Source organism: Enterococcus sp. 7E2_DIV0204 (assembly GCF_002140855.1).
GTDB classification, from domain to species: Bacteria; Bacillota; Bacilli; order Lactobacillales; family Enterococcaceae; genus Enterococcus_L; species Enterococcus_L lemimoniae.
Map to the genome: position 1 here is coordinate 50,647 of NZ_NGKY01000001.1, position 12,970 is coordinate 63,616.

General features: G+C 32.9%; 20 protein-coding genes. 2 read left to right on the top strand and 18 right to left on the bottom strand.

The window, feature by feature from the left end; genetic code table 11:
• The 8 genes from A5819_RS19090 to A5819_RS19095 all read right to left on the bottom strand — a co-directional run.
• Positions 1 to 369 (bottom strand): DUF3592 domain-containing protein (locus A5819_RS19090; RefSeq protein ID WP_176271324.1); only part of this gene is annotated, 369 nt, incomplete at its 3' end.
• 83 nt (positions 370 to 452) lie between these two features.
• Positions 453 to 755 (bottom strand): hypothetical protein, encoded by a 303-nt coding sequence (locus tag A5819_RS00300; RefSeq protein ID WP_086353007.1) that lies wholly within the window; start codon positions 753 to 755, stop codon positions 453 to 455.
• Positions 756 to 911: 156 nt separating this feature from the next.
• Complete coding sequence (locus tag A5819_RS00305) at positions 912 to 1,670, bottom strand: hypothetical protein (RefSeq protein WP_086353008.1); 759 nt, start codon at positions 1,668 to 1,670, stop codon at positions 912 to 914.
• A gap of 61 nt (positions 1,671 to 1,731) precedes the next feature.
• The gene (locus A5819_RS00310; protein WP_086281293.1) at positions 1,732 to 2,220 is read right to left on the bottom strand and encodes a hypothetical protein; all 489 of its coding nucleotides are present in this window, start codon (positions 2,218 to 2,220) and stop codon (positions 1,732 to 1,734) included.
• 283 nt (positions 2,221 to 2,503) lie between these two features.
• Positions 2,504 to 3,588, bottom strand: a protein-coding gene (locus tag A5819_RS00315) for an IS3 family transposase (RefSeq protein ID WP_139843539.1) whose coding sequence is annotated in 2 segments (ribosomal slippage) — positions 2,504 to 3,351 and positions 3,351 to 3,588 — 1,086 coding nt in all. Because the reading frame shifts where the segments join, the coding sequence is not laid out codon by codon here.
• Positions 3,589 to 3,834: 246 nt separating this feature from the next.
• Positions 3,835 to 4,497: a hypothetical protein gene (locus A5819_RS00325; protein WP_086281287.1), complete on the bottom strand. Its 663-nt coding sequence runs from the start codon at positions 4,495 to 4,497 to the stop codon at positions 3,835 to 3,837.
• A gap of 35 nt (positions 4,498 to 4,532) precedes the next feature.
• On the bottom strand, positions 4,533 to 5,126 hold the full coding sequence (locus tag A5819_RS00330) for a hypothetical protein (RefSeq protein ID WP_086281285.1): 594 nt from the start codon (positions 5,124 to 5,126) through the stop codon (positions 4,533 to 4,535).
• A 242-nt stretch (positions 5,127 to 5,368) separates the two neighbouring features.
• A complete protein-coding gene (locus A5819_RS19095; protein ID WP_176271325.1) occupies positions 5,369 to 5,527 on the bottom strand; it encodes a hypothetical protein in 159 nt (52 codons plus the stop codon).
• Between the two features lie 307 nt (positions 5,528 to 5,834).
• On the opposite strand from A5819_RS19095, the gene A5819_RS00335 reads away from it, so the two are divergent.
• Positions 5,835 to 6,332, top strand: coding sequence for a hypothetical protein (locus A5819_RS00335; RefSeq protein WP_086281283.1), 498 nt, complete (start codon positions 5,835 to 5,837; stop codon positions 6,330 to 6,332).
• Positions 6,333 to 6,759: 427 nt separating this feature from the next.
• On the opposite strand, the gene A5819_RS00340 is transcribed toward A5819_RS00335, so the two are convergent.
• Both A5819_RS00340 and A5819_RS19100 read right to left on the bottom strand, forming a co-directional pair.
• Positions 6,760 to 7,092 carry a hypothetical protein gene (locus A5819_RS00340; RefSeq protein WP_086281281.1) on the bottom strand — a complete coding sequence of 111 codons (333 nt, stop codon included), beginning with the start codon at positions 7,090 to 7,092 and terminating at the stop codon, positions 6,760 to 6,762.
• A gap of 132 nt (positions 7,093 to 7,224) precedes the next feature.
• Complete coding sequence (locus tag A5819_RS19100) at positions 7,225 to 7,371, bottom strand: hypothetical protein (protein ID WP_176271326.1); 147 nt, start codon at positions 7,369 to 7,371, stop codon at positions 7,225 to 7,227.
• Positions 7,372 to 7,475: 104 nt separating this feature from the next.
• On the opposite strand from A5819_RS19100, the gene A5819_RS00345 reads away from it, so the two are divergent.
• Positions 7,476 to 7,928 carry an NUDIX hydrolase gene (locus tag A5819_RS00345; protein ID WP_086281280.1) on the top strand — a complete coding sequence of 151 codons (453 nt, stop codon included), beginning with the start codon at positions 7,476 to 7,478 and terminating at the stop codon, positions 7,926 to 7,928.
• A gap of 530 nt (positions 7,929 to 8,458) precedes the next feature.
• On the opposite strand, the gene A5819_RS00350 is transcribed toward A5819_RS00345, so the two are convergent.
• The 8 genes from A5819_RS00350 to A5819_RS00390 all read right to left on the bottom strand — a co-directional run.
• Positions 8,459 to 8,899 (bottom strand): hypothetical protein, encoded by a 441-nt coding sequence (locus tag A5819_RS00350; RefSeq protein WP_086281278.1) that lies wholly within the window; start codon positions 8,897 to 8,899, stop codon positions 8,459 to 8,461.
• A gap of 88 nt (positions 8,900 to 8,987) precedes the next feature.
• Positions 8,988 to 9,419, bottom strand: coding sequence for a hypothetical protein (locus A5819_RS00355; protein ID WP_086281276.1), 432 nt, complete (start codon positions 9,417 to 9,419; stop codon positions 8,988 to 8,990).
• Between the two features lie 5 nt (positions 9,420 to 9,424).
• On the bottom strand, positions 9,425 to 9,793 hold the full coding sequence (locus A5819_RS00360; protein WP_139843323.1) for a hypothetical protein: 369 nt from the start codon (positions 9,791 to 9,793) through the stop codon (positions 9,425 to 9,427).
• A gap of 228 nt (positions 9,794 to 10,021) precedes the next feature.
• The gene (locus tag A5819_RS00365; protein ID WP_086281273.1) at positions 10,022 to 10,426 is read right to left on the bottom strand and encodes a phosphoribosylaminoimidazole synthetase; all 405 of its coding nucleotides are present in this window, start codon (positions 10,424 to 10,426) and stop codon (positions 10,022 to 10,024) included.
• A gap of 2 nt (positions 10,427 to 10,428) precedes the next feature.
• The gene (locus A5819_RS00370; protein WP_086281263.1) at positions 10,429 to 11,130 is read right to left on the bottom strand and encodes a hypothetical protein; all 702 of its coding nucleotides are present in this window, start codon (positions 11,128 to 11,130) and stop codon (positions 10,429 to 10,431) included.
• A gap of 303 nt (positions 11,131 to 11,433) precedes the next feature.
• Entirely contained in the window at positions 11,434 to 11,967 is a 534-nt protein-coding gene (locus tag A5819_RS00380) for a hypothetical protein (RefSeq protein ID WP_086281257.1), read from the bottom strand.
• 24 nt (positions 11,968 to 11,991) lie between these two features.
• The gene (locus A5819_RS00385; RefSeq protein WP_086281254.1) at positions 11,992 to 12,192 is read right to left on the bottom strand and encodes a hypothetical protein; all 201 of its coding nucleotides are present in this window, start codon (positions 12,190 to 12,192) and stop codon (positions 11,992 to 11,994) included.
• 349 nt (positions 12,193 to 12,541) lie between these two features.
• Positions 12,542 to 12,970: hypothetical protein (locus A5819_RS00390; RefSeq protein ID WP_217809023.1), on the bottom strand; the 429-nt coding region annotated here is incomplete at its 5' end.

Sequence of the window (12,970 nt, forward strand, 5' to 3'; positions counted from 1 at the left end):
TTTTTTATTGAACTGATCATCTATCTTCGAATAAATTTGAGATATGTTTTTAGGATTGTAGAGTAACTCAACTCTAGTTCCAACTGGTAAACCTGTTTTTTGTCCTATTGGAATTTTTCGAAAGTATATTAATTGATTTACCTGAATTTCTGTCTTGTAAATTTTTCCATCTATCTGATATTCAATCAATAATTTCCTATAATAGTGAGTTGACTCATTACTTACTCTCTTTCCAATACTATTTTTTACAACAGTTCCTATTGTCATTTCAGTGGCGTTTTTTTCAAGTTTCTTTTTACTCATATAAATTATTAAAATAATTATCCAGAGTAATGCTGGCGGTATAGAAAAAATTAAAATATCTTCCATATCATTCTCCTATCAATTGTTTTTGGATCTCATGCATACTCTTACCGATCCTTTTTGAAACAGCTTCTCATGCATGCTACTTACTAGATTTCTACTTTAATCAAAAATCCTTCAGGAAATGTTTTATTCATTTCCTTGTTAAAATTAGATATTAAATTTTGATCAATGCCTGGAAGTAGTTCATTTAATTTTTGAGCTATCTCATCAAAATTTTTGAAATCAACCCAAGAAAAGGAAAATACATTATCCTTCTCTAATTGTTCAATCACAACTTCAACGAAAAATTCACCATGTTCAAAATCTTCGTTTTGGAATATAGCTTTCACATTATTGATATAAGAATAATTAGTTATAGGACTTGCAACTGTTTGTTTTGTTACATCCATTTTATTGTCCTTCTTTCTAATCCTTTTGAGAAGCCGAACTATTTTCAGCTTCAGGAATTTTTACCGTTCGCCTTTAGAAAAATTATCCTGGAAGATCCGCAGCAACTGCCGGAGAATTTTCTTTAATTTTACGAACGATCCTTTTTGGAAACAGATCTAAAATTGTATGTGACTATAAATTTCTGTCTCCACTGAACCAATATTTGGAGCTATCATATATTCATAAGGAAGTTTTTTTAAGATTTTAGGTATTTCTGCAGTAGGAATTATTTCAATTCCTCTAGATTTTAAAATAATTAGAAATTTTAGTTGCTCTTTGTATTGGTAAAACCATTCAAGAACTTTTTTGTCTTTTCCTAAAATATAGCTGGATAAAATATTTGGATTCCCAAATCTTTTATCCTTCTTATTAGTTATATGTTCTCCCATTGATAACGCTTGATCTTCTGTATATTCAATTAAAAATATTCCTAGTTCTTTACTACCATCAAAGTCCTTTAGTCTATCTAAATGACTTCCTACATTTTTTCTTATTGAAGAAAATAGATACTCATGAGAATGCTGCGGATAACGGAAAGAATGTTTAACAAACGGACGATCTGAACTAAGCTCTCTTTGTATCTTCGTGCTGGCTTCATCAAATTTCTTTTTCTTTGCAATATGTTCTGCACCTTTTCTATTTTCTTTAGACGACGTAACTGCAAAGTGTTCTAAATATCCATTACTCATGACAAAATCAGGGAAATCGTTTGATTGAGGATTAGGTTTGAGACGATCCAATATTTTTCTAATCTCATTCACTAAGTTACAATTTCTAGCATTAGCATCATTTTCTAAATGATAGTCAATTATACTTTTTACTTTTTCTAATGCCAATTCTTCTTTTTCATTTTGCTGTCTCTCATTTTCACTCATTATAGCTTCCTTTCTTATCCTTTTTGGGAATCTTAGTTCACTCATTTCCTTCAAGATTTTCTTAAAAAGTATTTATTTTCATTTCCACAAAATCATCAATACTATCGATATATCTTTTTCCATAGTCATTAAATTTTTTATCGTATTTATTTAGCTCTTCTTCCATCTTAGTCGAATCACCATGGTATAAAGCAGGATATACTTCCTTTGCTAATACATGTTGTTCTTTATTTAAAGTGTATAAAAGCTCAACAGTGTAGTCTATTGCTCTCAACATCTGAAATTTACATTCTATATTTGAGTTCATAATAGATTTATTTAGAATGCTTAGATCTTTTATACTATTTTCAATTTCTTTCATTATTATATGCTGGTTGTCATTATCTGAGTGTTTCATGTTAGTGTATTGATTAACATATTCTTGAAGCAGTAAGTTTTTAAATGATTTGTATTTACTATGATTGTTGTATTTTCTAAACGTCCAAGTCACAAAGGGAATCACTGCACTACTTACCACCCCAACACAAACACTAACTAGATCTATATTCATTGAAAGTTCACTTCCTTTTATTAATCTTTTTTTAGAATATGCTTATTTAAAAAATTAACTAATTCTGCACTACTTTCTTTATTCAAAGAAATGGCACCTATGTCAAGAATCCGAACAAAAAAATGCGAAAGAATTGTTGTGAGAGCAATAAAAACAGTTAGGCAAAGTAAATGATGCACTATTCAATCTAAATCATCCTTCATATTTTTAAACGGAACACCAAAAGGCGCACTTAAATAACACTTTCAACATTCGTTTTTTTTGAAAGTAGCACATTTTTTCGCTAGGCAACGAGAGAAATTCGATCACTATTGTACCAACGAATATAGCTATCAATGCCAACAATCGCTTCATCAAGTGTTTGAAAGGACTGAAAATTGACATATTCTCGTTTTAAAATCGAGTGAAAACTTTCTATTCTTGCATTATCTCCTGGGCAACCCTTTCGAGAGTAGGAGTGCTTTATTTGTCTATTTTGTAGCGTCTGATTAAATAAATCGCTTGTGTATTGGCTTCCCATGTCGCTGTGTACAATCTTTACTCCAAGTCTGCACAAATCTACTTTCTCTAGCACACTCGTTGCCAGCTCTTTTGTCATATGGGCTCCGACCTTATGAGCGATAACCCTTCGGGTTTCTGGATTGTATAGACTAGCTAAATAAACCCACTTCCCTTTCACTCGGATATACGTGATATCTGTTAAAAGTACTTTAGACCAGTCATTCATTTTTCTTATTAGGTTTGGTAACTTGGCAACGTCTGTATAGGTGCTAGGTTTCTTCATTTTTTTAATCATCCGTGAATGAATCCCTAGCTCACGCATAAGGCGATAGATAAGGTAGCGACTAACTGGGTAGTTGAGATTTTCATTAAAATACTTGGTCATCCTCAGATACCCATACATTGGATACGATAACCAGGACGCTAATACTTTCTCTTTTATCTGTTGTCGTCTAATCATTCGCTTACTGGGGTGCCAATTTAAATAATCATAATACGTCGTTCTAGGAATCTTAAGAACGCTTAAAATACGAGTAATGCGGTGCTTTGCTTCTAAGTTAACACGAACCACTCGTAGTACAGTAGCACGTCCCTTATTGATTAATTCTTTGCCAAAAGCACCGCCGCTCGCTTTAAAATGTCGATTTCTTCTTTTAATCGTTTATTTTCTTTTAGTAGTGCACGTTCATTTAGTGAGAGAATATTCCGGTCATTTGGATCTGCTTGACGAATCCACTTACTAAGTGTAGAGACACTTACGTTGTATTCTTTTGATAATGAATTAGCAGACCGACCGGTCTGACTTAGTGACACCATCGATTCTCTAAATTTTTTTGAATATCTTGTAGCTGATGTTTTTGTCTGCATAATAAAAACTCCTTTAATAGATTATAGCGAACAACTTGTCCGTATTTCTAGTATAGGAGCCGCATATTGAATACGAATGACTCCGAACGTTTTATCAGACTCATCAAATAGCCGGCGAATTTGTTGTGCTAATTATTTCGTTTCTATTTCATAATTGGATTTATTTCTACTTTTCCATTTATAATAACCACTACGACTCACTCCAGCGAGTTCACAGAGTCCGTCTATACTATCATTTTGTAATTATTAACCCATTACTCTCTTATCAGTTATCATTCCCGTTTTTGTATCGTACGTAATAAACACAGAAATACTCCAATTACTTATCGAATTACTCTCTCCATGGTAGTGAAAAATAGCTTCCTTGCGCCCCTGACCATAGGTCTTTATTTTATCAGGCGTTCCAACTTTTTTTATCAAATCAGAATATAGCGTACCGTCACTATAAGTTGGAGTGATCGATCCATCTTTAAAATGTATTTGAGCAACCATGATAGAATTAAAATATTCTGTCGTCCAAGATTCTGTCAAGTCTAAATGTTCTAGTCCCCACTTAGCTTGATCTTTAATCTCCGAAAATATACGATCTGATTTTTCCTTTTCCTTTTCGTTTTTATAAGCCTTTTCTGATCCTACATCGTTGTACCATGACTCTGGATGTTCAATCTTTTTTTTCGTAATAGTACTTTGAGGTGCTATAAAAAAGCTAATTACTAAAAAAGTAATTAATACTATTACAGTAACAGAAATCCAAAATAGTTTTGACTGACGATAAATCAACCTTTTTTTGAAAACAGTCTTTTTGTACATGGAATGGCAGTTTTGACAAATGAAATTGTCGCCAGTTTCTTTTAAATCGTGTCCCCCACAATTTTTACAAATGATCTCAATGTATTTTCTATTTTCCATATTTTCTAAAATTCTTTCATTATATTTTTTTAAAATTAAGGATTAGCAGCCCATCCCTCTATATTTTTTTTGACAATCATACCTGTTTGTTTGTCATATTTAATATGAATCCAAAGGATATGATGACTTGTTGGGTTTTGAGTCCAAATCGCTGTGACTTTATTTTCATCTTCGTCTTCATGCAATGAACTAGGTACTCCAACTTGTTGAATGAGGTCGGTATAGAGCAATCCATCAGAATACTCTTTCCATTTTCCATCTTCATTTAACTGCCGTTTTGCTATTTTGATATCATCATATACATGCTTATTCCATCCACCAGCATCTTTGATGTATTTATAGCCATATTCTTCCTGGCTAAGTGTACTATCTGGCGAAGCTTTTTGAACCTCGATAATATATTGACTTTTCATACTGCTAAATACAGATACTCCAATAAAAAACATACAAACTATCCCAAAAATCGTCCATAGAATTGCTTTGTTTGAGAGTTTCGTTCTGACAACTACAGTCTCTATTTGTTCTTTTTCCTCTTCGATGTATGGCGTTCCACAATACAAGCAGATAATACCGTTTGAATCTGTCTTGAATTCTGTTGACCCACAGTTTTTGCACTCAATATTTTTCATGAGATAAGTATATCAAAAAGTACCTGATTATGTCTCACTTTTCTTAGACCAGAGTCAATAAGTTAGATACTTTTACGAGAGTATTTTTCATATCGAAAGACCGTTTACATACAGACGTTCTTTTCCATTTATAACATATTTAAATACTTTTGCACTATTGCTTATTACTTATTACTTTTACGTTTTGATAGCGTTTAGTCTAGCAAAAAAGAGTAAATAAAATTTACCCTTCCATGATTAGATTATTTATATAATACACTTGCACAATACATTGCCCAATTATGCCTATATTCAACTTCAACAACTTCAAAATGATTAGCTTCTAAATACTCAAAAAAATCATTAAGTCGCATATCAAAATTGTTCGCACTCCAGTAACTAACTATTGTCTGTGTTTTCATTCAATTCCCTCCTCTTATAAATTACATATTATTAATTATACAAGGACACATTACTTATTCAAAGCTATTATTAGTCTAAAATTTTATCCCAAACGAATGTTTTTGGTACAAATAAAACGTCTATAAATTTCAGGTATTTTTTCTATTTTTAATCCTGTCTTATTTGTTGTAAAATATAAAGAAGTATATTTACATAAATCGCATTATATGAAGTGTCAATTACCAAATTAAAATATTGTATATCAAATAAAAGAACAATCTGATAAACTTGAATAGTAATTATATTATCTATGAAAAGAGGAGTAATATGAAATTAAGAATTTTTTGTTTAATAGTGGGTATGTTTACTTTAGTTGGTTGTGGGAAAGAAGATACTGCAACAAAAATAAGCAAAGAAAGTTCTTCTGAAAGTTCTTTAATAGAAAATAGTACACAAGAAACTAGCAATTCAACAGAAGAAGACATGTTCGGATTGATGATTGAAGCAGCTCGATCACAAATACCAGCAGCTAAAGAACAATTTGGGGATATGTACAAAGATATGACTATTACTGAAGGGAAAGACCATACCATTGTTTACACATACACGTTTTCTCAAAAACCTATTGTGCCTATTGATACAGAAGCACTGAAACCAACTCTTGTAAAAGGGATGAAGCCAGTTATAAATAGTGCAAAAGGAATGTTCTCAGATGTAAAAATCCAAGCTATTTATTTAAATCCAGATGGAACAGAAATTGGAAATATTATAATCACACAAGATGATATCAACGCATTAGAGGATGCTACAGAAGTAACCCAGTAATCCAACTAGTTCTGTAGACGTTATTTAACTGTTAGGTAGACATAATCTTGACTATCACTAGTGGCTCTGGTATCAAACGATGCCAGGGTTCTCTTTGTGAATTAAACCTGGTCTACCTAAACATCTAATGATATCCCTCACGTTATCTCTAAGAAATTTTGTGAAATTTGAAAAAAAGAACATTTACTTTTCATTATTTTTATCCTGATTTTTTTCTTCACCTAAAACGAATGTTTTGGGGAATCGCATAATTAGAAAGAAACGGACACGATTCTTTGTGTCCGTTCTTTGCTGAGTAGTATGTATTTATGAGCGTAACTTTTGATAGTCTAGCATTCTGATTCTAATTACTCAATTTTCTTCGATCGATACTTTTAAGTTTTGATAGTACGCATAGAAGAAAAAATGAGTAAAATTTTACTCATTATCATTTTTTGTCGTATTTTGTAATTCTTTCGGAAAAAGATTCTATAACTGATTTTACTTCTTGTGGAATATCCGGATAAAAATACTCAATTCCTCCCAATAAAGAAATATTTGCAATTCTATTTTTCATAGCATCAACCACGAGAAATTTTTGCCCTTTTCTGATTGCTTTGAAGTCTTTGGCGTTCATTTCGTCCGGCATTACACCTCTTCTAATATTTTTGAAGTAAACAGTAGTATTATCAGAAAGCTTAGTTCCATAATTGTTTCTTTGTGGACCTAAAAATCCGTAATCATGTTTAGTGGAACCTTTTCGTTCTACTATTTGAAACATAGTTTCTAAGGCTTCAAGCTATGTAAAAACTGATTTTTCTTCTATTATATTAGTTCCATTAAGTACGACCACCTTCCAAAGTTCGCCAGCTACTTGTACTTCGGTTTTTCCTGTTAAATGTTCCATCCCTTTTCAGGTAATAACCCAAGTTCCTTTATCTGCACCACCACTTAAGAATGTCGTAGATCCAGGCAAAAATTTTTCAGGATGTTTTTTGTATTGCTGATAAACATATGAGCGTTCTTTGTTCCACCGTTCACTTGCTCTAGGAAAAGTCATAAGCCCAATTCTTCTAAATTCATACTATTGCTCCTTTTTTATACTTTAATTATGGTATGATTATATTTTACCATAATTAAAGACTATTAAATTTATAGAAAAGAGTGATTAAAATTACTGATATAAGAACATTTTTTGACAATACTAAGTTTGATGTTAGAGCTTGTGGAATATTAAGACATAACGATAAAGTCTTAGTTTCCTATGAACCTGATGGTTCAATAACTCTAAATGGAGGAGCAGTTAGTATTGGTGAAAGTACAGAACAAGCAGTAGTTAGAGAGTTTTTTGAAGAAACCAATCTTTATGTTCAAGTTGATAGTCTTGTTGCAGTTATTGAAAATTTTTTTACGTTAAACTCGCACTCTTATCAACAAATAGTTTTTGTTTATGGCTTATCTTTGATAGATTTAAAAGAACAAGAATTAAAGTGTAAAGAAAAGTTAAATGCTCGTTGGGAAAAAATAGAAGATATAAATAATTTGAAACCAGTAATTCTTAATAAAGTAATTAAATCTAATAATAAAGAAATTCAACACTATATAAATAGGGATTAGTTATTTAATTGATTAGGTGAAATAATCTCGACTATCACAAGTAGCCCAGTTTTTTTTAACGATGCCAGGGTTCTCTTTGTGAATTAAAAATAGTCTACCTAAACATCAAATGATGTCCCTCATGTTATCTCTAAGAAATTTGAAAAAAAAAGAACATATACTTTTCGTTATTTTTATCCTCATTTTTTTCTTCACCTAAAACACATGTTTTTGGTATAGGTACTTAATTAAAATAAAAAGGATAGAAAAATCCTTTATCCTTAATTTATTTTTGAGCAACTCTATTGAGCACTCTAGAATCTGGTAACACCCGCGTTCAAAAAATGATCAATTGACTATACCCTATTGAACTTTTTTTACCTAATGAGAAAGCACCATAATTTTTATCATGAGGCCTACTCAAACAATGAGTGCATGCCAATGTAAGTGTAAAATAGAAAAATAGAGGGTAAGCTCATCGATGGATGAGCTTACCCTCTAATCTTAAATATGTTTCTATTGTTCTTATTTTAGCTCATTTTAACTTGCTACTAATCTAATGTTGGATCAGCAGCAAACCAAGTAAAAATAGATTCCTCTTCTGGATTTTCCATGTTAAGCCAAGCTATATAAAATATTAGTTCCTTAATATTAGCCTTCTTATTGAGGGTTAAGCTTATTCCATTATCCAAATAAAAATAATTAACACCAGGAATATCTCCTACCGTTCCTATACTCAATTTTAAATTACCTTTAAAAAAACTTATTAATGATAAATCTTCTCCTGATTCAATTTCACTTTTTATCACTTCATTTTCATCAATATCTAGGATGAACTTTACATTTTCAAGATTCTGAGTAATTTTCAATGTAATACTAATTCGTTTATCAACTAAATAATTTTTACTATTAACTTTTAGTGATTTATAGCTGTATTTCTTTTCTATATTATTTTCAAATAATCGAATATTTCCTAATGGGGTTTTCAACATAAAAACTATCCTCCTACTATTTTAAATACTGTTTGGGATCAACTGGATACCCATGTATTCGTCCAGCACCATCAATATGCACTCTAACTCAAGTTTCTCCATTAGGACCTATCACTTTTCCAGCATCCCGTACCTTAGTGCCGTCATTTAATAACTTTCCTTTTATCCAACCTTCTTGTGTTTCATTTACTCCCGTTTGTCCTTCTTTCCACTGAGTTTTTGTATCTATACTATTGTTATGTCCTGGAACATGCTTGCCCTGTTTTCCAGCATCAACAGAAGGAGCATTTTTAATATCACCATCAACTGCGCCTTGTTTCGGAAGTCCAGGTACCTCTTTTTCTATTTTCTGAATATAATCCCCAATAAACCAGCCAACTATCCCATTCGCAATGTCTCTTGCACTTGGGATTTTTGGTAATGATGGAAATGAGAAGTTTCCAGTATCTAGGCCTGGTTTAGGGATCATCGTTATAGGGGGGACTGGACGTACTCTTGGTATTGGAATCACAAATGCCATACCTACTACCAGACCTTTATTCTGACCCGTCCATCTCTTATCTGCCGTATCACAACTTTCTTGGTCTGAACAATTACCCTAGTACGCGTTGCTTGTGCTCGTTGAACCTGTACTTGATAGCGGTAGGCTGCACTTTGATAATATAACGCCTGACTGTACGTCTGATACCCTACAGGTTGCCCATTTCTTCCTCCCATGTAGTTGGATCCAACATAACTACGCTGTGCCAAATATGATCTTGCTACATAATTCCCTATATAGTTAATCCCTGAGGCAACCCCGCTCCATGAACTTGGTGAACGATACGCAGGAGGGACAATCGCATTCCAGACAGTATTAACCACTTTCTTTACGCCATTCCTGACATTTTTCACAGTCTTCTTCACATTATTCCATGCTTTGGCCCACCAACCGGCATTTCCACTACGGTCGCGGTATTTCTGCGGGTTGTTTTCTACGTAAATATAGCGATTCTGACTCAAGGCATCATGATCGAAATCACGATGCCTTTCGTACTTTTAATCTCAGACAAAGAGTAAACTATAATTGTTCAGTTACTCTGACTTTTTGTTTTTTCATAACAGACTAGTAATCAACTTCATTTACGTATATTCAATGAATTCATCAATTTCATTTTTCCTTTTTAAAAATATTTCTATTGCTTCATCTGTTCGTTCAATTAGTTCATCATGATGATTTTCTGTTAATATCAATTCTTTATATCCCCATAATGCACTGATAACTGAGTTTGACTCATAAGAATAATACCACTCTAGATAAACTTGCTGATCTACTACTTCAAATAATTCTGCTGGATACCAAGAAGGTAAATTTTCATAAGTTCCAATGATTAAATAACTTAATACATTCTTATAAATATGCTGCCCATATATAGTATAAACTTCATCTTTTTTCAACGGATATTCTGATTTTACAGTATCTCCCAAATTATTTAATGTAAATTTATTAAGGCCCTGTCCATTTATTGCTATACATTTTACTCTCACAATTAATTTCCTTTCTTGGATTTTATTTTCACATCATCAATCTGACCAGTCTTTGGATTATACTGATAATGTACCTCTGTACCATTGACATTTTTAGCCCATTTTTCCCAACCATCTGCTGATGGCCATCTTGGATCTGTATTTTTCCCTTGTAACTCTTTACCACTAGAAGGGTTATTCAACGTTTCTTCCATTGCCAATTCTTCAGCCAAATCAAGCGGTTCATGTCGTCCACCTTTTGACTGTCCTAATCCAACTTGCTTAGGCAATTCTTTCTCACCTAAAGTTTCTCCTGTTGCGCTATAATAGGTCGTTTTTCCGTTGGTCCGATCAACGCTAATCCTTCTACGACCTAAATTATCAACAACCAATGATCCTCGTTGACCACTTACATTATAGTCGTTCGATGACCAGCCTTTAAGTAATCTATTTACCCCATAATTTCTAGCATCTATTCCATCATCTGTTCGTAAATCCTTCGCTCGTGTGTTAAGTCCTATTCCCACTAACCCTACAAATAAACCACCTAATGCTCCTGTTCCTAGAGCAATAGTAGCTTTTCCTGTCAGCGCACTCCCACCATCTGCTAAAGTAGGGAGTCCAGCCCATTCCCATGTTCCAGAACTCTTGGTAGAATTTTTCGAACCCATCCATTTTTTATCTGCCGTATCACAGATTTTCTTGATTCGAACAGTTGCCATCATACGAGTGGCTTGCGCACGTTGAACCTGTACTTGGTAGCGATCTGACTATAGGTCTGATAACCTACAGGCTGTCCATTTCTTCCGTTGTGGGTAATACATTCTTCCACCATAATTTCCCACGTAACGAACGCCTGATGGTATACCTCTTCAAGAAATTGAAGAACGAGGTGAAGATAGCATAATGCCCTTCCAAACATTAATTCAGTTCCTAATTCTCTATTTAAGAATATTCTGAATAAATTATGTATATAGTCGGAGTAAGCTATAAAAATACTTAGCTTACTCCAACTTTGATTACCTTTTCTACTGATGATTCTCGTATTGCTGATTCACCAAATTCGTCAACTGTGGTCGAGGTGACCACTCTGCTGGTTTGTCTGGTTTAAAGTGCCATTGACAACCTCCTAATATCCAATTATCACGCCATTTTTTTATACCTTTAATTTTTTCTGGATAATCATGCAGGCCAAATTGAAAACCACAACATGGACAAATATCATCTGAAGGGTATCCATATTCTTCATCATAAGCTGGTTCAAATAATCCATCAAACTCACAGACTGGACAACTATTTTTTATCACATCACTCTTTTTATAAACGACCCCAATCTCTTTTAATTGTTTTTCTACATCCCAATTTTCTGGACAATCAGGCCTATACCAAAAAGGACAATCTTTTTTTATCCAAGATTCTCTCCACCCATCATGGGAAATTCCTTTATCATCATCTTCACCAAATTGAAAGCCGCAACAAGAGCAAACTTCTCCTGATGGATAGTCTTTTCCATATGATTCCATTTCCAAACCCTTATAACCACAAATAGCACATTTATACATTACTTATCATCCTCCTATTTCAATTTATTTTCCTGGTTGCTTATCCCAATAGGCTTTTCCTTTTCCAGGTTTAAATATAGTTCTACTACTACCATCTCTATTATACGAGCCAAAAAGACCTGTCGTTTCATCATAAACCCTTGTTACTCCCTTATCGTCCGTTTTACTATTGATACTACCTCTTCTATTATATAAATCACGTGCTTTCTTCGCATAATCATCCATACTTTTTGAATTTGTTTCTGCTCCATGTCGATCGTAATGATTTTCTAAAGTCCTAGAATTTCCTCAATCATTCGCTCTAGAAATATCATCAATATTTTTTTCTTGCACTTTCTGAATATAATCCCCAATAAACCAGCCTACTATCCCATTCGCAAGGTCTTGTGCACTTAGAACTTTTGGTAATGATGGGAATGAGAAGTTTCCAGTATCTAGATCTGGTTTAGGTATCGTTGTTACAGGGGGGCTACCTCTATGTATATATCCAGAGCAACTAAAATATAAAGCTACTCTGGATTTTTAAATTCTATTTTCAATTCACAATCAATAAGAAATAGCACTTATTACTAGATTAAGTTTGGTATAATTCACCATACTTTTCAATTTTTTTATATTCTATTTCAATCTTTTGAATAGCAGAATTCAAAAGATTATTTTTATTTATCTCCCGTAAACCATTAATAATATTTTCCAACACTTTTTTCCATTCTGCGACAAAACCCTTTTTTGATAATTCTATTCTAGAATCATCATTTAACAGTTTTTTCGTTCCTCCCACAACTGATGTCCACTCTGAATCAATTGTTAAGCAATCATTACTCTGCCAAGACATATTCCAAACACCATGAAATGAACTTGAAGGCCATTCAATAGTCAGAGTTCCTTCTTCTTTCGTTCGAAGCTGAAATAGCATTTCTAAAACATCATCTATCAGTTCACTTAAATTATATTTATACGAAACAACTATTGGAATATAATTCCAAAACATTATCATATCTTC